At 61.7% G+C, this 18,938-nt stretch carries 21 protein-coding genes, 1 tRNA gene and 1 pseudogene; 14 read left to right on the forward strand and 9 right to left on the reverse strand.

Annotation, left to right across the window (positions count from 1 at the left end; genetic code table 11):
- Nucleotides 1-285: 285 nt before the first annotated feature.
- Nucleotides 286-373 (reverse strand) — tRNA-Pro (locus NKH17_RS09985).
- 9 nt (nucleotides 374-382) lie between these two features.
- Complete coding sequence (locus NKH17_RS09990) at nucleotides 383-1,654, reverse strand: tyrosine-type recombinase/integrase (protein WP_352895631.1); 1,272 nt, start codon at nucleotides 1,652-1,654, stop codon at nucleotides 383-385.
- A 904-nt stretch (nucleotides 1,655-2,558) separates the two neighbouring features.
- Here NKH17_RS09990 and NKH17_RS09995 point away from each other — a divergent pair.
- The 4 genes and pseudogenes from NKH17_RS09995 (at nucleotide 2,559) to NKH17_RS10010 (ending at nucleotide 6,280) form a co-directional block, all read left to right on the forward strand.
- Entirely contained in the window at nucleotides 2,559-2,876 is a 318-nt protein-coding gene (locus tag NKH17_RS09995) for a hypothetical protein (protein WP_352896052.1), read from the forward strand.
- Nucleotides 2,876-3,922 (forward strand): DUF7146 domain-containing protein, encoded by a 1,047-nt coding sequence (locus NKH17_RS10000; RefSeq protein WP_352970781.1) that lies wholly within the window; start codon nucleotides 2,876-2,878, stop codon nucleotides 3,920-3,922. The genes NKH17_RS09995 and NKH17_RS10000 overlap by 1 nt, the downstream gene beginning before the upstream one ends.
- A 312-nt stretch (nucleotides 3,923-4,234) precedes the next feature.
- A pseudogene (locus NKH17_RS10005) lies at nucleotides 4,235-5,169 on the forward strand (DUF2493 domain-containing protein).
- A 781-nt stretch (nucleotides 5,170-5,950) separates the two neighbouring features.
- A complete protein-coding gene (locus NKH17_RS10010; RefSeq protein WP_352896004.1) occupies nucleotides 5,951-6,280 on the forward strand; it encodes a DUF736 domain-containing protein in 330 nt (109 codons plus the stop codon).
- Between the two features lie 194 nt (nucleotides 6,281-6,474).
- Here the strand turns inward: NKH17_RS10010 and NKH17_RS10015 are convergent, their stop codons facing one another.
- The gene (locus NKH17_RS10015; RefSeq protein WP_023674290.1) at nucleotides 6,475-6,690 is read right to left on the reverse strand and encodes a helix-turn-helix domain-containing protein; all 216 of its coding nucleotides are present in this window, start codon (nucleotides 6,688-6,690) and stop codon (nucleotides 6,475-6,477) included.
- A 126-nt stretch (nucleotides 6,691-6,816) separates the two neighbouring features.
- Between NKH17_RS10015 and NKH17_RS10020 the strand changes: the two genes are divergently transcribed.
- The 10 genes from NKH17_RS10020 (at nucleotide 6,817) to NKH17_RS10065 (ending at nucleotide 12,836) form a co-directional block, all read left to right on the forward strand.
- Entirely contained in the window at nucleotides 6,817-7,095 is a 279-nt protein-coding gene (locus NKH17_RS10020; RefSeq protein ID WP_352895633.1) for a DNA -binding domain-containing protein, read from the forward strand.
- A gap of 168 nt (nucleotides 7,096-7,263) precedes the next feature.
- A complete protein-coding gene (locus NKH17_RS10025; RefSeq protein WP_352476789.1) occupies nucleotides 7,264-7,449 on the forward strand; it encodes a transcriptional regulator domain-containing protein in 186 nt (61 codons plus the stop codon).
- Between the two features lie 46 nt (nucleotides 7,450-7,495).
- A complete protein-coding gene (locus NKH17_RS10030) occupies nucleotides 7,496-8,020 on the forward strand; it encodes a DUF2285 domain-containing protein (protein WP_352895635.1) in 525 nt (174 codons plus the stop codon).
- A gap of 114 nt (nucleotides 8,021-8,134) precedes the next feature.
- A complete protein-coding gene (locus tag NKH17_RS10035; protein ID WP_254818552.1) occupies nucleotides 8,135-8,425 on the forward strand; it encodes a helix-turn-helix transcriptional regulator in 291 nt (96 codons plus the stop codon).
- A 16-nt stretch (nucleotides 8,426-8,441) separates the two neighbouring features.
- Nucleotides 8,442-8,873 carry a replication initiator protein A gene (locus NKH17_RS10040; protein ID WP_352895637.1) on the forward strand — a complete coding sequence of 144 codons (432 nt, stop codon included), beginning with the start codon at nucleotides 8,442-8,444 and terminating at the stop codon, nucleotides 8,871-8,873.
- A complete protein-coding gene (locus tag NKH17_RS10045; RefSeq protein WP_352895639.1) occupies nucleotides 8,870-9,430 on the forward strand; it encodes a S26 family signal peptidase in 561 nt (186 codons plus the stop codon). Before NKH17_RS10040 ends, NKH17_RS10045 begins: the two co-directional genes overlap by 4 nt.
- A 45-nt stretch (nucleotides 9,431-9,475) precedes the next feature.
- Nucleotides 9,476-9,802, forward strand: coding sequence for a DUF736 domain-containing protein (locus NKH17_RS10050; RefSeq protein WP_352895641.1), 327 nt, complete (start codon nucleotides 9,476-9,478; stop codon nucleotides 9,800-9,802).
- Nucleotides 9,803-10,064: 262 nt separating this feature from the next.
- Nucleotides 10,065-10,850: a lytic transglycosylase domain-containing protein gene (locus NKH17_RS10055; RefSeq protein WP_352895643.1), complete on the forward strand. Its 786-nt coding sequence runs from the start codon at nucleotides 10,065-10,067 to the stop codon at nucleotides 10,848-10,850.
- Entirely contained in the window at nucleotides 10,847-11,092 is a 246-nt protein-coding gene (locus NKH17_RS10060; RefSeq protein WP_352895645.1) for a hypothetical protein, read from the forward strand. The genes NKH17_RS10055 and NKH17_RS10060 overlap by 4 nt, the downstream gene beginning before the upstream one ends.
- 1 nt (nucleotide 11,093) lies before the next feature.
- A complete protein-coding gene (locus NKH17_RS10065; protein WP_352895647.1) occupies nucleotides 11,094-12,836 on the forward strand; it encodes a relaxase/mobilization nuclease domain-containing protein in 1,743 nt (580 codons plus the stop codon).
- Nucleotides 12,837-12,963: 127 nt separating this feature from the next.
- On the opposite strand, the gene NKH17_RS10070 is transcribed toward NKH17_RS10065, so the two are convergent.
- The 6 genes from NKH17_RS10070 to NKH17_RS10095 form a co-directional block, all read right to left on the reverse strand.
- On the reverse strand, nucleotides 12,964-14,013 hold the full coding sequence (locus NKH17_RS10070) for an L-idonate 5-dehydrogenase (protein ID WP_352895649.1): 1,050 nt from the start codon (nucleotides 14,011-14,013) through the stop codon (nucleotides 12,964-12,966).
- Nucleotides 14,010-15,416, reverse strand: a complete 1,407-nt coding sequence (locus NKH17_RS10075) for a TRAP transporter large permease (protein WP_352895651.1) — start codon at nucleotides 15,414-15,416, stop codon at nucleotides 14,010-14,012. Before NKH17_RS10075 ends, NKH17_RS10070 begins: the two co-directional genes overlap by 4 nt.
- Nucleotides 15,417-15,419: 3 nt before the next feature.
- Nucleotides 15,420-15,992 carry a TRAP transporter small permease gene (locus NKH17_RS10080; protein ID WP_352508693.1) on the reverse strand — a complete coding sequence of 191 codons (573 nt, stop codon included), beginning with the start codon at nucleotides 15,990-15,992 and terminating at the stop codon, nucleotides 15,420-15,422.
- A 142-nt stretch (nucleotides 15,993-16,134) separates the two neighbouring features.
- Complete coding sequence (locus tag NKH17_RS10085) at nucleotides 16,135-17,109, reverse strand: sialic acid TRAP transporter substrate-binding protein SiaP (protein WP_502901837.1); 975 nt, start codon at nucleotides 17,107-17,109, stop codon at nucleotides 16,135-16,137.
- A gap of 51 nt (nucleotides 17,110-17,160) precedes the next feature.
- The gene (locus tag NKH17_RS10090; RefSeq protein ID WP_352476755.1) at nucleotides 17,161-17,880 is read right to left on the reverse strand and encodes a FadR/GntR family transcriptional regulator; all 720 of its coding nucleotides are present in this window, start codon (nucleotides 17,878-17,880) and stop codon (nucleotides 17,161-17,163) included.
- 193 nt (nucleotides 17,881-18,073) lie between these two features.
- Nucleotides 18,074-18,814, reverse strand: coding sequence for a DMT family transporter (locus NKH17_RS10095; protein ID WP_352970679.1), 741 nt, complete (start codon nucleotides 18,812-18,814; stop codon nucleotides 18,074-18,076).
- Nucleotides 18,815-18,938 lie beyond the last annotated feature (124 nt).

Genomic DNA, 18,938 nt, shown 5'->3' on the forward strand with positions numbered 1-18,938 from the left:
TGTTGCCAATGACGCGGAGCTGGCGCTGGACGCCAGATCCCACGGCGACGGCGCTTATCGCGATGTTCTCTGCCTCATGCACCACTGAGCTGCGCTACCCGGCGTCCCTATCGACGCGAAGGGCAGCAAAACATTATATGGAGCAGGCCCGCTGAGTAGCCGGGCACTTGATACTCCCCTGGATCGCCCTGTGCCCGCTCCCGGCGATCTCGTCGAGCTTGCCGGACGCGAGTGCTCGCAGGTCTTTACCGATCGTGCCGAAGAACTGTGTGTTTTGAGCGGGGGTGCGGAGTGGCAGGATTTGAACCTGCGACCCCATCGCCCCGAACGATGTGCGCTACCAGAAAGCCGTTAAGTTCCTGGGCTCCTTCGCCACGCTCGCTCACGACTGGTCGCGTGTCCTTTCGCCGTATCTGTGGGAAACCTGTGGGATGAGCACACCGCGTTCGTATCTCGTGATTTGAGTCATACTGGGAACGGTTTGCGGCGACCTGGAGAAAACCGGCTTCTTCGTGATCTTCTCGGCGGCGTCTGCCAAGAAATTAGGATGATGATGACCGTAAGTTTCAATCAGGACATCCACTGTAATGCCAAGAAAGCCGGCAGCCTGCCACATATCGGTGCCGGCCTGCATCATCCAAGTCGCCGCGGTGTGGCGGAACACGTGCGGAGTAACGTCGGGCCCTAAGCCGGCGATTTCGCGCGCCCTCTTGAAGCTCTTGTCTATCGACTGCACCGGCTTTCCATTCCATTCGACAACAAAATCCTGCGATATTTTGCGACCGATGTTCGCACTTTTGCCGCGCGATTTGGTCTCGATGTGGAGATCGGTGCGCGCCCAGCGCCTGAGGTGCGCTAGCAGCCGCTCCGGCAAGCGTACGGGGGGCTGGCGCTTCTTGGTCTTCCTTGCGCCGGTGGCACCCCGATAGAAAATACCGCGGTCGAGGTCCACATGACCGCGCCCTTTGGTTGGACGCATGGCGGCACCGCAGATTGCGGCCGAGCGCGTTCCCGTATAAAGCGCGACGAGCATGAAGCGCGCGAGATGTCGCCCGGTGCGCCGGCAACTCTCTTGGCCCTTCCATGTTTGCTTCATTCGCCAGGCGGCCCATATGAGTGCGGCCGCCTCGCCGCGGGTCAACCAGCGTTCGCGAGCGACGGCCTTGTCAGGCAGGGTGATGGTCGGTGCGGCGGTTGTATAACCCTCCTTGCGGTAATAGTTGATGGCGGCACGAAGATCCTCGAGTTGGCGGCGCGCCGCGGCTTCGGTTGGGCGCGAGGCAACGTACTCGCGGCAGAGTTTGCCGTTGATGGCGGCGAGAGTTTTTTCGCCGAAGAAATCAAGGATTTTGTCCAGCCGAGCCGCGGTCTCTTCTGGTGTGGCGTGCTTCGGTGCAACCTCTTTAAGGTTGAGGTTGACCACATCGGCAATTAAGACTTCCTCGGCTCCGCGCGCTCGGTGGTATTTGCTTCCGATGTAGGCGGCGAGCGCCTTTTCCGCTTCAGTTCCCGGACGGCTTTTTTCGCCGCCGCCAGCGCTGATGAAGCTGGTCCCATCGCGGATAAACCATCCAGCTTTGTTTCGGAGCGTTCCATCTTTTTTCCAGCTTTCGTCACGCCATACAAGGCGTGGCCCTTTCGACGTCCGCGGCATAGTTCCCTCATCCTCGTGATTGCTATCAAGGTCACGTATTCCTTTCCGGCGATTAGCTCCGTTTCAAGCCGACCGGCGTCACGTTCCTTACGTAGGCCTGCTGCACTCATCGAGCCGTCGGGAAAGGCAATTCGCGCAGCGATTTCGACGCGCAATGGCGTGGTTTCGTCGAATTGGTCGGGGATTTTCAATAAGAAGTCCTCAGCAGTCCTTAGGCCCAAGCTGTTCGCGGATCTCGTTGAGCACGCCGTTCTGTCTCGCCATTCTGGATACGGTCCTGCTAGAGAACTCTTGTCCAAAAAACCCGCTGCGAAAACCGCCGCCCGGAGGTGCTGCGGCGAAGAGGCGCCTTCGACCTGTCAATCGGCGTGATTGCGCCACCAAGTCTTTGGCTGGCCTCTGCTTCCAGTCCGGCCAGACACACTCCTAAGGGGATTCGACCATCGGTTCAGTATCGACACTGCCGGCATGGCCCCTTGCGCCGCAACGCCTGCGCGCCCCGCGCCGCCTCTCAGGCGAGCAGGGAATCGGACTATCTCCTTCGCTTCTTGGCTGGCAACGTTATTGCTGGCGACGATTAGCGGCAGGCCGCCCGTGATGACCACCCACGTCCAAATCGTTTTCCCGTCGCAAAAAGCGCTCTATTCGCGATGGAGCTCAGCCGCATAGCCTCGGTGTCGCACGCTACCGACCGCGCTCCTGTTCATCGCAGCGCCGTGGCGCGCTGCTGCACGTTTGTATGTTGCAGCCGCGTTTGTAAACAGGAGCGCCGTGACTGAGTTGCTATCCCGCGACAACTTCGGTTGGCTGCCAAGCACAAGAGGACAAGGAGTGCCGGGATCTCCATGACGGGTTTGAAGCTCGAGAGAGAGGCTCTCGACTGCCCGTCTCGGAGTACATCCCGATGGCGACTACCGTTCAGAAAATTACCCTTTTGTCCTCGCGAGACATCACCTTCAGGAAGTTGGTGTTCTCCCAGTCCCAGGCCCGCATCAAGGCTGACATCTGGATCGAGGACCTGCCTGACCTCGTAGCTGAAGTGGCGAGCCACTCGCGCCTTATCGCGCCCAAGACCAGCAGTGGAGGCATCGACCGCCTCGCAGTCGAGATTCGCGCCGGGTCGGCCCATCCCACTAAGCCGCAGGCACTCGGACCCGCGAATTGGGCCGAGCTGCGGGAACCCTATCCCATGCAGCGCACCGACACGCGGGAGGATGCATGATGCCCCGCCACGATGCGTCAGAACTGCCGCACCCCCGCGCCCGGCCGGCCGAGGCGGTTTGTCGCCACTATCTTTCCAACGGGCATCGCGAGGGCCGCTACTGGCTTGTCGGCGACGTGCAAAACACGCCGGGCCGCTCCATGTTCGTGCGACTCGTCGGGTCAGCGAGCGGAAAAGGAGCAGCCGGCAAGTGGGCCGATGCGGCGACTGGCGAGCATGGCGACCTTCTGGACGTCATTCGGGAAAGCCGCGGCTTCAGCAACTTCAAGGACGTTGTCAATGAAGCAATGGCGTTTCTCGGCTTCCCGCATCCCGAACCAGAGCAGATTTCTCCCCGGCAGAAATCGGTAGACACGCCATCCGGATCATCGGGAGCAGCGCGTCGGCTGTTTGCGATGTCGCAGCCGATTGCGGGTACAGTCGTAGAGGCGTATCTGCGCAACCGCAGTATTACCGCTTTGCACGGGACCGAAAGCCTGCGTTTTCACCCGCACTGCTACTACCGGCCCGACGAACACGCGCCGACCGAGACCTGGCCGGCGATGATCGCTTCCGTCACCGATCTCGACGGCCATTTGACTGGCGCACATCGCACCTGGCTTGATCCTTCCGGCAGGGGCAAGGCACCGGTCGGTACGCCGAAGCGCGCGATGGGCGATCTTCTCGGTCACGCGGTTCGCTTTGGCCTGCCGGGCGACGTCATGGCGGGCGGCGAAGGCATCGAGACCGTCTTGTCGCTTCGGTGCATCCTGCCCGATATGGCTATGGCAGCGGCACTCTCGGCAGCCCATCTCGCTGCCATGCTGTTCCCCCTCACGCTGAGACGGCTCTACATCGTGCGCGATGCCGATCCAGCCGGCGACGGCGCACGTGACACCTTGATCAAAAGAGCGAATGCTGCCGGGATTGAGGCGATTGAGCTCTCGCCGACACTTGGAGACTTCAACGAAGATCTCTGTACGCTTGGCGTGGATGATCTTCGAGCACGCGCGCGTGTCCAGCTCGCGCCGCAGGACATCGCCCGTTTCATGGCAGTGGCGGGATAATTTGGAACGAACAACCTGTCCGCTGTCGCTTGCATCGCTCGGATGCCCCCGAAGTCGGAGAGAACCGCGCCTGCGGGCCTTCGAGAGGGCGATCGGCCAGCAAACGAGCCAGACCCGCAATGTCTTCGGCCGACTATTTTCCGGCGCGCTCCCAAGGGAGCGCTTTCCATCGCGAAGCAAAATAGCCGGCCTTCCCCCTCCTCCGCTGACACTCCGGCCCTTCGCTTCGCTGCGGGTGCAGGTCCGTCCCGTCCGCCGGCTTCCGTCGCCATGAAGGCCGCGAGGGTCGCGGTCCAACCGGCGGAGCATCCAATGAGCGAGCATAACGACTACGAACCACAGCACTCGTCTTCACCCATCGACCAAGTCCTCACCGAACTCCAGCTCTATGGCTACCGGCCCTTCGCGGATGAGCCTGATCCTCGACCGCTTCCAGAGGGCCACTGCGTCGCCGGCGCGATCGCCGACATCTTCGACGCCCTCATCGTGGCACTGCAAGACACTCGCCTCGAGCCCGATCTCGACGATCTTCTATGGTCGACCGTCAACATCTTTCACCGCGCCGCAGATCGGATCGAGCGCGAGCTCGACCACAACGAGCAGGCGCAACGCCGCAGCCAGTGTGAGCAGGACGGCAGCGAAGTGAAATCCGTCGAGCTGGAACGCCTGACGGCCGAAGGGCAGACGCTGATCGAACGCCAAAGCGCCTTCGAACTGATGCGTGATCAGGCCGCGGAGCACTATGAGCGCCACACCGGATCCAGTTGGCGACCGCGCAGCGGATCGATGGTCAACCACCGGAACCTGACCTCTGCGCTGATCGACAGCCGCGACTTTCTCAGCGCCAAGAAACGTGCCTCGCAGGAAGTCCTTCTGCCACCTGGCCCGAAAATCGCCTTCACCGCTGGGCTCGACTTCAATGACCACCAGCTGATCTGGGCCAAGCTCGACCAGGTCCACGCCCGGCATCCCGACATGGTCTTGATGCACGGGAAATCGCCGACGGGTGGCGAAAAATCGCCTCCTGTTGGGCAGATCATCGCAAGGTACCCCAAATCGGCTTTGCCCCTGATTGGACAAGGCATGCCAAAGCCGCTCCGTTCAAGCGCAATGACGCAATGCTGGAGTTGCTGCCGATAGGCGTCATCGTCTTTCCCGGGACCGGAATTCAGGACAATCTTGCTGACAAGGCAAAAAAGCTCGGCATCCCAGTCCTCGACTTCCGCCCCAAGGGAGGCGGCGCGTAAGCGCTGCCCGCCCTACCCTTTGTCGATTGTACAATACGGCCGCGGTCGGGCGGCGCGGCGCCGCCCTCTTATGCGATACTCAAGTCCGCGCCCTGGCAAAGGCGCGCGACGCCGTCACGCTTGCCGTCAACGTTTCAGCTGCGTCGCAGCTGGCATTACAGCTGCGAATAACGACGCCTGTTCAACCGAACAGGGGCCGGATCTGGGCGAACTCATCGAACACCGGCGTGGGCAGGATGCTTGTTCTTGAGCGGCCGTCGCATTGTTAGCGTTGTCGCTGACACGGCATCGCGCGACGCACAGTTCGAATCCACCACGGCGTGCCGTCTCGTTCCAGAGATAGCGGATATCCGGTGATGCACGTCAGCCGTGACTTGAACCGTGTCTTAAGCGCGGTGCTGACAACAGCTTGCGACTCGCACTGCCTGTACAGAGGAGCATCGACGCCGCTGATCCTCGTGGCCGGGATTTCGCCAGCGACGGTATCGCCAGGTTCTCCGTTGATGTCTCTATCTGGTGGGCCACTCCAAACGGCCTCTTTAATGGGCTGATCTGGCCGAAGGTCGGCTGCGCCTCGATCGCCTAAGCCGCAATGGCGCCGATCGACTTTCTTCCCCTGCCGGCTGCGCCGTCATTCCTCGCCAAACAACAAAGTCGCCTGGCTGCCATCCTCCGCTGGCGCTGCGGTCGCAAGCGATGCGGCGTCGATCGCCTCCGGCCCGCCGATCGCCATCGAGGCCGCAACGGTGCGGGCTCGAAACAGAGTTCAAGGAGAAAACTCATGGCGATAATCGGAACCTTCAAGAGGGCCGGCAACAACGAGTTCACCGGCGAAATCGTGACCCTCTCGCTCCAGACCAAGAACGTCCGGGTCGTGCCCGAGACCAACCGCTCTGGTGACAGCGCCCCCAGCCACCGTGTCTTCGTCGGGCAGGTCGAGATCGGCGCCGCATGGTCCAAGCGCTCCAATGACGGCCGCGACTATCTCGGCATGAAGCTGGACGATCCGAGCTTCACTGCTCCGATCTACGCCAACCTCTTCAACGATGAGGAAGGCGAAGGCTTCAGCCTCGTCTGGTCCCGCCCCAACGGGCGCCGCAACGCCGAGTAAGGCCCCGACCAAGGCTCCGCCCGGACGAACAGGGTGGGGCCGCTCTTCTTTTACCCGACAAGTTGAGCGCAGTCGCTGCGCAACGAGCTCCGTCGGTCTGTGGGGCGACTACCGGTCGTGTTCGCGACTGGAGACTTCATTCCTGCATGTTGCCTCGCCGATCATCGAAAATTCGCGGTGCTTCCCGCGTCAACTCACGGTGCCGATTTTCTGATCAACTCGCAGGGGTCCACATTCAGCGCAGTGGCGATCCTGCCAAGAACACTGATGCTGGCCGAGACCCGAGCGCGCTCGATCGATCCCACGTAACGCATGCTCAGTCCAGAGCGGGCGGCCAGTTCCTCCTGCGTCACGTTCTGGTCATGGCGCAGACGACGCATGTTGGCCGCCATGATCTCCTTGAGGTTCATGACGGATTAGGGATCAGAAAGGGAACTATCGTTCTAGGAATGATCGTTCCTATTCGCTATGATTGGTGCTCGATCTGCAGGACGGCTCCTTCGAGATCGCGATCGAAATATGAACGGTCAAATACCATGCCTAAACCGCTGCTCGATCCTGATGTCGCCGACATTGCGCCGGATGCTCCGGTCCTGACCGGCTATGACGAGGAGCGTCTGCTCACCTATATTCGCCTGCTTGACGCGGCAGCCGAAGATGCCGATTGGCGAGAGGTGGCCAGGATCGTCTTGCATATGGACCCGGAGCAGGAGCCGGAACGAGCGTTCCGGTCCTGGGAGACCCATCTTGCCCGCGCGCGATGGATGACGACCAGCGGCTACCGATATCTTCTCGCCGGCGGCGCTCCGCACTGACGCGACCGGCGCTCCACTTTGCTGAATCGGCATAATGTTTTGCCGACTCTCCAACTCGTCCAACTTCCTTATCCCCCTGAATGTTGACGCCGACGCCTCACATCCGGGTACGCGGCGAGGACAGGAACAGTGCAAGGCGATTGGACCGATCCGGCGGCGTATGCACATATGTGCAGCTACCAGGCTACGGAGTTCGCTGCCGAGTATCTGATCCGGAATGACGAATTCGTGGCAGAGTGCAGCCAGCTTGCATCGCAACCCGCTGGTTCTGGAGAACCTGCCGGTCAGCCCGATCTCGCCGCCCGTTGGGGCGCGCGATTTCAAAACTGCCGCTGCCGGAGTTCCGAAAGCTGACAATATCATCTGGACGGAACAGGCCTCGCCGCGCGTGCTCCGGGTCATGCGGGTATCTGCATCCGATCAGACAGTTCGACCTTCCAGCCTTGGCGGAGCCAGCGTTTGGCCGCAGGACGAAGGCCTTCACATTATTTGGTCTACCTCAATTGGGAAAAGTCATCTCGTCGCTAACGACCGCGCCGGTGAATTCAACGCTATCCTTCTGCCGCTCGACGCTGCATTCGAGACGCGGCTCGATGCAGCGCGCCGGTTCTGGCGCGCACTGAACGGCCGGGCAGCCGGTCCATCCTACGGCGCACTGCCGCAACAGACCAAGACCCGGCATATCCTCAATTTACGCGCACATGATGGTCACCGCAGGGGTGCAACCTATCGTCAGCTCGCGGAGGTGCTGTTCTCGCAAGAGCCGATTGTGCCGCGAGATTGGCGTGATCATCATCTCCGCCACAAGGTCCGAGCTATCTTACGCCGTGCAGCTTTTTTAGTCGCCGGCGGCTATCGCGATCTTCTCTTCTACCCCCACAACCGCAGCGAAAAGTCCGGCCGCCGAAGTCCTTCTTCGGGGTAGCAAAAACGCACCCCCCAATCTTTGCCCTCCCTCGCCTTTCCTCATTTCGATCATGGTCCACTTCGCGCGTCCCGGCAGGCCAGGACGACAGCAGAACCGAATGGAGATCGAGCGATGTCGAAGGGTCCCGCGGACGCGCCCCAAAAGTATTTGCGCACGAAGGAGGCAGCAAACATCGTCGGGCTCTGCGCCCGCACACTCGAAAAGCACCGGACCTACGGCACCGGCCCAAAATACCGAAAGGTCGGCGGGCGCGTTCTCTACGACATCAACGACCTGCACGCTTGGATAGATCTGGGCGCACGCACCTCCACCAGCGATGCCAACGCGACCTATGTTCCGCCGGCAAAACCCCATGCAGCCCGCGCGCCCGCCTATGTCGGCAGGCGCGACCGCAGCTCCTGATCTGTGGCGCACCGCAATGCAGTATCGCGAGACCGTTCAGCAGCAATTTGCGCTGCCTCATGTCCCCTCATCCGGCTTCGCTCCACCCGGCACGCAGGACGTTGTGGCGTGGCAACTCGTCTTGTTGGTGAAATCCCGCCACCTGAGACCGATCCATTCTCATGCGGGCGAAGAATCGACCTGCGTTGAGGCGGCAAGTGTGCACGGCATAGCAGCGATTTGGAACGCTGCCATCCTGGTCTGGGCTGCGTCGCAAACCATCCACGCGCAAGCCAGGAGATTGCAACTGCGGCGCGTGGTAGCGGCGAAACAGCAGCAAACCCTGACGTTCATGTCGCCGCGTAATCGGCGCCATGTCCACAGCCGGATAGCCCCACGCGAGCAGCCGAGCCGATACACGGCCCAGCGTCGTAAAACTTGCCTGCTGCGCCCCGGGATCGAGTCATGAGCAAGCGCACAAAGATCATCGCCACGATGATTAGCGGCGCAGTGCTGGCGGCGGCGCCGGCATGGATAAGCCCTCCGCCGCTGTCCATCTGGAACGCATCGGCGAGCATCCCCGTCGGGCTCTATCGCGTCCAGCCGGCAGACAAAATCGGTATTGCCGATATCGCCGTCATCATGCCGCCCGAGCCATTGGCGGCCTTCATGGCAAGACGCGGGTATCTGCCGAAAAATGTGCCGCTCCTGAAGCGTATTTTAGCACTGGGAGGCGCAACCGTCTGTCGCCAAGGCACAACGATCATCGTCAACGGCAAGACGTATGGACATGCGCGCGAGCGTGACAGTCGCGGTCGACCCCTGCCCATCTGGCAGGGCTGCCGCGACATTGCCGAGGCGGACGTCTTCCTTATGAACCCGGGTGCGGCCGACAGTTTTGACAGCCGCTATTTCGGCCCGCTCCCGCTCTCATCAATCGTTGGCCGCGCGGTTCCCGTCTGGACCACGGAGCCCACCACTCCGGTGCTGGAGGTCACCCACGATCCCCTTTCTAGCGAGCCGTGACGGCTCGGCTGAACGCGCACTAACACTCATGAAAGGAGCACTGCAATGACCCAGATCGGAACCTTCACGCGCAATGATGACGGCTTCTTCGGCAATCTCTCCACGCTAACAATCGAGGCGAAGATTGCCATTCTGCCTGCCGAGAAATCAAAAACCGAAAACGCGCCCGACTATCTGATCTATTGCGAAGGGATGGCGGTCGGTGCGGCTTGGGACCGCGCCGGAGACAAGGCTGGGGATCACCTCTCCGTCTCAATTGACGACCCGTCCTTTACGCAGCCGATCCGCGCCAAGCTGTTCCGGTCCGATGCAGAGAACAGCGTCTGGAGCCTGCACTGGAACCGATCCTCGAAGCGCGACGGGCGAGGCTGAACAGATGCTTCTGGAGCCCTTCGACGAATCTTTCTCGCCAACCCTTTTGATCCATTGCGTGCCGGTCAAACCCTTCGACCCGATCGCCCGCGACGCAGCCCAGAGGGGGCCGGACACTTGCCTGTGGCTCCGGACACCGATCTCATCACAGTTTTGGCAAAGCCGGTTCGATCGGCGAGCCCCTGCCCTTAACGGAAGCGAACACCGTCGCAGGCTGGCGGCGCATCGGTTCTGCGGTCTGCGGGATGCAGTCCACAGAGGCATGACGACGTTTGCCGCATGTGTCATGCTCGGCTTCGTGGCGCCCGAAACTGGTGCAGCGGCTTCCTCTGGTGAACGGCCGGCGCACTCCGAGTCGACGATCTTGTCGGCTGGCCCGTGGTCGCGGCATATCCGGGAAGCGTCAAAACGCTTCGCGATTCCAGAGCGGTTGCTGCGCGGCGTCATGCATGTTGAGAGCGTCGGCGATATTCGTGCGCTTTCAAGCAAGGGCGCAATGGGCTTGATGCAGATCATGCCGGCGACGTGGGAAGAACTGCGCATCAAATACCGTCTCGGTGACGATCCCTATCGACCGCGTGACAACATTCTTGCAGGTGCAGCATATCTTCGCGAAATGCTCGACAGCTTCGGGCGCAGCGGCTTTCTTGCCGCTTACAATGCCGGTCCTGGTCGGTACACGGAACATCTCTCGACCGGCCGTCCGCTCCCACGCGAGACGGTCGACTACGTTAGGAAACTCGCGCCGCTGCTCGATGGTGCAGTTCTCAGTCCGCGCCGCGCGCGGCAAAGAAGGGGCAGAGCCAGCTCACTCCGTGCAACGATCTTTGCGCATCCCCATGACATTCGGAACGCCGCTGTATCGGATGACAATGGTTATGCCGAGACGATCTTTGCGGCGATTCATTCGTCAGCGATGCAGTCGCCAATGGGCCATCCTGTTGCGGACCTGACCGCGATCGAGCCACGGCGGAGTGAAACCGATTTCCAATCGAACCACGCTGTTTCCGGCCTATTCGCTCAGCCCTCTTTAGCCATATCGCGATGATCGCCACGTTCCTCCTCAATTCCATTCCGGCCTGTTCCGTCGCGGAAATTGCGGCGGAAGGGTTGGCCGCAGATGAGGACAGAGAGAGTGGCAGGATAAAGGGCCGCGAGGTGCGGCTCGGTTCGGCCGATGTTTTCCTTACAATTTTCGACTCATTTCGCGATGTGCTGCCACAATCAGCGATGTGCGCTATCCCCATTTTTTCAGTCTTTCAATGGAAACCGCACCTCGTGGCCGCCTAGCATGAAGCGTGACGATACCTTTCGCATCCGCCCCGGTCGTATCCGCTCCCGCGCCGGCCAGCGCGCACGACCCTTCATCTTCCAGGCTCTTGCGGCCACACAGCGCGCCGGCGGTCACCTTACATGCGAGGGTCGGATCACCTCCCCGCGAGCTTCAACGTTTGGCCGCGGCAGGTCAGCGAGCATCCGCGCCAGTCGCCTCATCTCTGACCGCTCACGCGGCGCCGTCGTCAAGACCCGTGTGGTGCGGCAGTTCAGAGGGTCTGCGCCACTCGCCACCCATCTCAAATATCTTCGCCGCGAAGGTGTTACGCGTGATGGTGAGAAGGCGAGGATGTTCGGCCCTGAGACCAAAGAGGCAGATCATGACGCCTTCTGCGATCGCTGCAAGGACGATCGGCATCACTTCCGTTTCATCGTTTCACCGGACGACGCAATGGAGCTCGGCGACCTCAAGAACTTCACTCGTGACCTGATGGTCGACATCGAGCGCGACCTCGGCACGAGGCTCGACTGGATAGCCGTCGACCACTGGAACACCAAACATCCGCACGTTCATATCCTCGTTCGCGGCGTTGCCGACGATGGCGAGAGTCTTGTCATCTCGCGCGACTACATCCGCCAAGGCATGCGCGATCGGGCGAGCGACATTCTCACCCAGACGCTTGGGCTCCGCACCGACCTCGACATCCGCCAGGCCATCGAGCACCAAGTCGACAATGAGCGCTGGACGCAGCTCGATCGCCAGCTTGTTCGTGACGCCGACCGTCATGGTATCATTGATCTCGCGCCACACCCTGATCGCCATCCCGACCAGTTCCTTGGGCTCAAAGTCGGCCGGCTGCGGCAACTGGAATGCCTGGGTCTCGCGAACGAGATCGGTCCCGGCCAATGGATGGTGGTCGAAGAGGCCGAGGCCACTTTGCGCGCCCTCGGTGAACGCGGCGACATCATCAAGCGCATGCACCGCAGTCTCACCGTGCATGGGCTAGAAAAGGGGACAGTCGACTACGTGCTGGCCGCGGAAAAAATTGATGCGCCCGTGATCGGCCGACTGCTCGAACGCGGCCTTGATGACGAACGGCGCGGCGCGGCCTATGCCATCGTCGATGGCATCGATGGACGCACGCACCACATTCGCTTCCATGATCCTGATGCGGCAGGAGATTCCGACCCGGGCTCGGTCGTGGAGTTGTGTCGCGATGCGAGTGCAAATGGCGGTGGCCGGGTCACGCTCGCCGTCCGCTCCGACCTCTCAATCGAACAGCAGGTCCATGCTTCCGGCGCGACTTGGCTCGATCGCCAACTCGTTGCACGCGAGCCCGCCGAATTCGGTGACGGCGGCTTTGGCAAGGACGTAAGACGGGCACTGCAAGATCGGGTAGATCACCTTGTCAGGCGCGATCTGGCCAGGCGCGAGGGACAGCGCGTCATTTTTGCCCGCAATCTGATCGATGCACTACACGATCATGAGGTGGAATCGCTCGGTGCCCGCGTCGCCGCCGAGACGGGCCTGTCATTCACGAAGGCCGCCAACGGCAATCATGTGGCTGGGATTTACCGGCGGCGTTTCTTGCTGGCTTCAGGCCGGCTCGCAATGATCGATAATGGACTCGAATTCAAGCTGGTGCCCTGGTCGCCGTCGCTCGAAAAGCGATTGGGCAATCAAGTTACCGGGGTCGTGTGTTCAGATACGGGGGGCGTGGATTGGAGCCTTGGAAAGAAGCGCGGCATCGGCTTATGATGGTTACACGCGTATGCTCTATCCTGATGCTGGGAAGCCGGCACGGTCCGTCGCACATCCTCTGTTTGTACCTGCACGGTGAAGCGCCAATGGGCTGGTAAAAAACAGGGACGTTGCGAATCCTCAATCAGTCCGCGGTCAGCACGACCTTGACACTTTGAGCGCGGTCGGCGCCAAGTCGGAAGGCATCGGGGGCGGAGGAAAGCGTGCGCTCCGCCGTCACCAGCTTTAGGACGTCCACCTCCCGCGACACAATGAGGTCGACTGCGCGACCGAACTCGCTGCCGAAGCGGAAGGTGCCTTTGAGGTCGATCTCCTTGGCCATCACCGCATTGGCGGGCAGCGGGATCTGGCCACCGGGAAGATTGCCGACCTGGACCACCGTGCCGCCGCGCCGGACGCCGGCGATTGCCGCGGCAAGGCCTGCGGCAGTGCCTGAAATCTCGAACGCCACATCAAGCGAACCGCCGGCCGCGAGCGACTGGATCTCGGCGTCCCCGCTGGCAAGGTCGATCGTCCTGTCGGCGCCCAACCTGCGTGCGAAGGCGAGCGGCGCGGCGGCGATATCGACGACGGTCAGTTCAGCGCAGCCGGCAAGCCTGGCCGCGAGCATGGTCAAGAGGCCTATGGGACCGGCACCGAACAGGACGACGTTGCGGCCCCTGATGTCGCCGGCCCGCGCGACGGCGTGCAGGCTGACCGCCAGCGGTTCAGCAAGTGCGGCCGCCTGGTAGGCCACATCAGATGGAACCTTGAAACATTGCGCGGGCGCGACGTCGAACAGACTGGCGAAGCCGCCCTGCATATGCGGCGTCTTCGATGCCGAGCCCATGAAGTAGATGTTTTCGCAGAGATTGGCGCGGCCTTCCAGGCATCGAGCGCAATGCCCGCACCAGCGTGACGGATTGACCGCGACGTGGTCGCCGACGCCCAGGCCGGGTGCCGCGCCGTTGATCTCGACGATTTCGCCGGAGATTTCATGGCCGAGGACAAGCGGCGAGGTCACAACGAAGTCGCCGGTGCGGGCATGGCGGAAATAATGCAGGTCGGAGCCGCAGATGCCCCCGGCCCCGAAGCGCACACGCACCATGCCTGGTGCCAGCGGTTCGAGCGGATGCTCAACGACGCGCAGGTCCTGCGGGCCGAACAGCGTTGCGGCGATCACCTGGCCACTCACCGGATCAAGCCCATCTCGGTCGGCAGCCAAAGCGTGATGGCGGGTATGAAGGTGATCAGAAGCAGCGCCACGATAAGCGGCACCAGCCACGGCAGGATCGCCATGGTGGTGCGCTCGACCGAGAGCTTGGCGACGCGTGACAGCACGAACAGCACCATGCCGAGCGGCGGGTGCAAAAGCCCGATCATCAGATTGAGCGTCATAATCAGCCCAAAATGCACCGGGTTGATGCCGTAGACGGCGGCGACTGGCAGCAGGATCGGCACCAGAATCGTGATCGCGGCGATCGTATCGAGGAAGCAGCCGACCACCAGCATCAGGATGTTGACCAGGATCAGGAAGACCCACTTGTTTTCGGTGAGCGCGAAAATGAAGTTCGAAAACAGCTGTGCCGCCTGGCTGACGGTAAGCAGCCAGGCGAAGATTGATGCGGCGGTTACGATGAACAGTACGGAGGCGGTCGTCTCGATCGTGTCAAAGCTGGCCTTGGCAAGCAAGCGCAGCGTCATCGTGCGGTAGCGCACCAGCCCGAGGAAAAGCGACCAGATCACAGCCGCCATTGCCGCCTCGGTCGGCGTGAACCAGCCCATGGTCATGCCGCCGATCAGGATGACCGGCGTCATCAGCGCCATGACCGCGGAGAAATCGAAATACCAGTCCGCGGCGATCAGCAGCAGCAGCGCGATGCCGACCGCGACGTTGATCGACAGGCCAAGCTGCACAAGCACGTAACAGCCAATCGGAAAGGCAGCCACCACCAGCACCTCGCCCGCCGCTTCGGCGAGCCGCCGAAGCTCGAAAGGCGTGTCGGAGCCCCAGCCGCGATTGTAGGCAAAGATGGCAACCGTAATCATCATCAGCATGGTCATGACCACGCCGGGCAGGATGCCGGCCATGAACAGCGCGCCGATCGAGACATTGGCCATCATGCCGTAGATGACGAAGGGCAGCGAGGGCGGAAAGATTGGGCCGAGCGTGGCGGAAGCGGCGGTGACGCCAACCGCGGCGTCGATCGGATAGCCGTGGTCCTTCATCGCCTTGATCTCGATGGTGCCGATACCGGCGGCGTCGGCGAGCGCGGTACCCGACATGCCGGAAAAGATCACCGATCCGATGATGTTGACCTGCGCCAGGCCGCCCTTCATCCAGCCGACCAGGGCAAGGGCGAAGGAATAGATACGCCCGGTGACGCCGGCGATGTTCATGAGGTTGCCGGCCAGGATGAAGAAAGGCACGGCGAGCAGCGGAAAGCTCTCCACCCCGGCGATCATGCGCTGGGCTGCGATGATGTCGGGCGCCACGCCGTAGATGACGAGGTAAAGGATCGAGGCGACCGCCATCGAAACAGCGACCGGTATGCCGATGAGCATCAGGACAAGAAAGCCCCCGACCAGAAGCAGCATCGCTCAGACCCCCGCCGTCTCGAACGCACCAGGACGCTCGAGCACCGAATAGCCGCGCCGGTAATTGCCGATAAAGACCTGGATCGAGCGCAGAAGCATCAGCACGAAGCCGGCCAGTACGGCGTAGAAGAACCAGCGCCGCGGCAGGTTGACGGTGACCATGCGCTCATGCGCCACGATCGTGACGTAGCGCCACATCAGCCAGGATCCGTAGGCGAAGAATGCGATGCGGATAATATCGACGGCGAGCGCCAGCCAGCGGCCGACACGCTCCGGCAGATAGTGGTAAAGCACGTCGACGTGGATATGGCGCGAAAGGCGCACGCACATGGCGGCGCCGAGAAAGACAACGACGACGAGCGCGTTGATGGCGATCTCCTCGGTCCACGCAAAGCTGTTGTTCAGCGCATAACGGGTGAAGAACTGCAGGAAGACACAGACGACCATGCCCCAGAACACGGCAAGCGTGACCCAGTCCTCGATACCGTGGTCCGACAGGTCGACGCGTATCGGCACCTCCTCGAAGGCGTGCGCAATCTCTTCGACGGTGATCTCGGTGTGGTGTTCCTCGGCCATTGGCGCGCACTCCCGAAGCTGGTGGATCGTCAAGGATTGGAAGGCCGTCCGGCGCAGTTTGAAGCCGGACGGATAGGCAGGTTAAAGCGGCGAATCCGATTACCGCTCTATCCTCTTGATTGAGCATCCAGTTTCCGATGCTCTACTTGATAGCGCGGATCGCTTCCCAATCGGCCTTGTTGTACCCGAACTCGTCGAAGGTGACCTTCTCCAACACATTCTTCTCGAAGTCGGCACGGTCGACATCCGTTACGGTGATGCCGCGGTCCTTGAATACCTGCACCAGTTCCTTTTCGCGGGCGACGATCTTTGCAGTGGCGCGGGCGGCAGCCTCCTGCATCACCTCGGTGAAGATCTTCTTGTCCTCGTCGGACAGCGAGGCCCAGCGCGACGCCGATATGATGGTGTTGAGATGATCGACGATATGGCCAGTTAGCACGATATTCTTCTGCACCTCGTAGAATTTCTTCGCCTCGATGGTGGTCAGCGGATTCTCCTGGGCCTCGACCGTGCCGTTCTGCAGAGCCAGATAGACCTCGGCGAAGGCAATCGGCGCCGTGTTGGCGCCGCAGGCACGCGGCATGGCCAGATAGGCCGGCACGTCGGGAACGCGCATCTTCAAGCCCTGCATGTCGGAGCACTTGGCGATCGGCCGGTTCGAGGTGGTCTGCCGCGTCCCGTAATAGGTGGTGGCGACGATGTGATTGCCGGTCTTGTCCTCATAGCCCTTGGTCAGGGCCTTGTAGACGTCGCTCTTGGTGTATTTCAGCAGATGGTCGGCATCGCGGAAAGTGTACGGGAAATAGGTGACGCCGATCGGTGGATATTCGCGCGCCGCGAAGCTCGATCCGGAAATGATGATATCGACGGTGCCGAGCATCAGGCCCTGGTTGATGTCTGCTTCCTTGCCAAGCTGCGAGGCCGGATAGACGTCGATGGCATAGCGGCCCTGGGTGCGCTTCTTGATTTCGTCGGCAGCCCACACGGATTCGGTGTGGAAGGGCTCCGTCGTCTCGTAGACATGTGCCCATTTCAGGACCGTTTCCGCCGAGGCCGACGCCATGGGTATGGCAATTGCGGCGATCGCACCGAGCAGAACTGCGTATTTTCTCAGCATCTAATTCCTCCCTGGTTGAACTTGACGGCCGGATCTCCCCCAGGCCAACTGCTATTCCGCAACCTCCTTGGCTGCGGCTCTCTCATCGAAATTGCGTGAGAATCTGATTTGCGACTGGCGCAGATGCTGCTGCATGGCGGCCTTGGCCCGCTCGGGGTCGCGCGCGGCAATTGCATCGCGCACGGCACGATGTTCCCTTGCCGCGACCTGCCAGGAATCGCTGGTCTCGAAATAGATCGACAGGCGTTCGAAGTACGGGTTCATGCGCTGGTCGAAAAGCTCGCCGATGAAGCGCACCAGCACCGCGTTCTCGAGAATGCCGGCGACAGCGGTATGGAATTCCCGGTCGAGCGCAATGGTCATCTTGTTGGGGTGGCGCATGGCCTCCATCCGGCGCAGCACGTCGTCGAGCCGCTCGATATCTGCAGACCGGACATGGAGGGCCGCTTCGGCGGCGATCGCGCCTTCGACGAATTCGCGCGCGCGCAACAGCTCGAACGGGCCTTCCTCGACTTCGGGTTCGGAGGCGGCGGCGTTCGGCGGATCGGTGACGTAGATACCCGAGCCGACGCGGATGCGTATGCGGCCTTCGACCTCCAACGCTATCAGCGCTTCACGGACCGTCGGGCGGGAAATTCCGAGCTGGTCGGCCAGATCCCGCTCGGTCGGCAGACGGTCGCCGATGGAAAACTCGCCGGCATCGATCAGCTGCCTGAGCTGATCGGCGACCTGTCGGTATAGCCGGCGAGGTTCAACAGCCTGGATCGGCATGCGCGTCTAATTCCCCTCCCCGGCCGCCCTGGTACATTGGTCTGACCCATTGACCGCAGCCTAAACTGACGACCCAGAGAGTCAAGCTGGATAAACAGACAGAAGAAGAAGGCGCCCCGCCCGATTTATCCGGTGCACCTATGTGGCGGGGCCCGCGCAGCGGAAGGCGGCGCATTGCGACGCATTGCATGCGTCAGCGTCGTCCTCCTCGAATGACCAGGACGTTTCCGGCGGCGACGAGGACGAGCCCGATGATCGCATACGCAGTCCAGGCATAGCCTTCCAGCGCCGTGGAGATCAAAAGCGCAAAGACGGGAAATATGACGGTCGCATAACCGGCGCGGGCGCCGCCAATGCGTCCGAGCAGCGTCAGGTAGGCGGCGAAAGCCACGACCGTCGATATGACGGCGAGGAAGACCAGCGAGCCGATATAAGAGGCGGTCGTCGCGAACACGAACGGCTCACCGAACAGGAAGGCCAGGAACGCCGACCACAAAGTGCCGTAGAGCATGCCCCAGGCGTTGGTTGAAACGAGCGGCAGGTCGCGGCGCTGGTTTGCGACGGAGACGAGATTGCCGGCGCAGAAGCTCAGGGTGCCGCAGAGGCACAGAAGAAGGCCCACCAACGTGCCGCCGGAAAGCCCGTTGGCAGCGATTTCGGGGAAGAACATCAGCGCTATGCCGGCGAAGCCGATGACGCCGCCGGCGAGAATGCGCGGCGCCGGGCGCTCGCCGATGACCAAGGCACCGAGCAGCATGTTGATGACCGAGGCGAGCGAGAAGACGACCGAGAGCAAGCCGCTGACGAGATAGCCGGCGCCATAATAGAAAAACCAGGAAGTTCGACGAGAAGATGAGGATGCCAAGCACAGCAAAGCGCAAATGATCGGTGATCGGAAAGCGGAGCCGCCGACCGGAAAAAGCCGCCCAGGCAAACATCAGCAGCGTGGCGATGGCGAAGCGCCAGACCAGATTGACCTCGTTCGACACGCCGCTGCCGACCTGAAGTTCGATCGCGAACCACGATGCGCTCCAGGCAATGACCGTCAGCGCGTAAAG

It is taken from the genome of Mesorhizobium sp. M1334 (assembly GCF_040317995.1).
Lineage (GTDB): Bacteria > Pseudomonadota > Alphaproteobacteria > Rhizobiales > Rhizobiaceae > Mesorhizobium.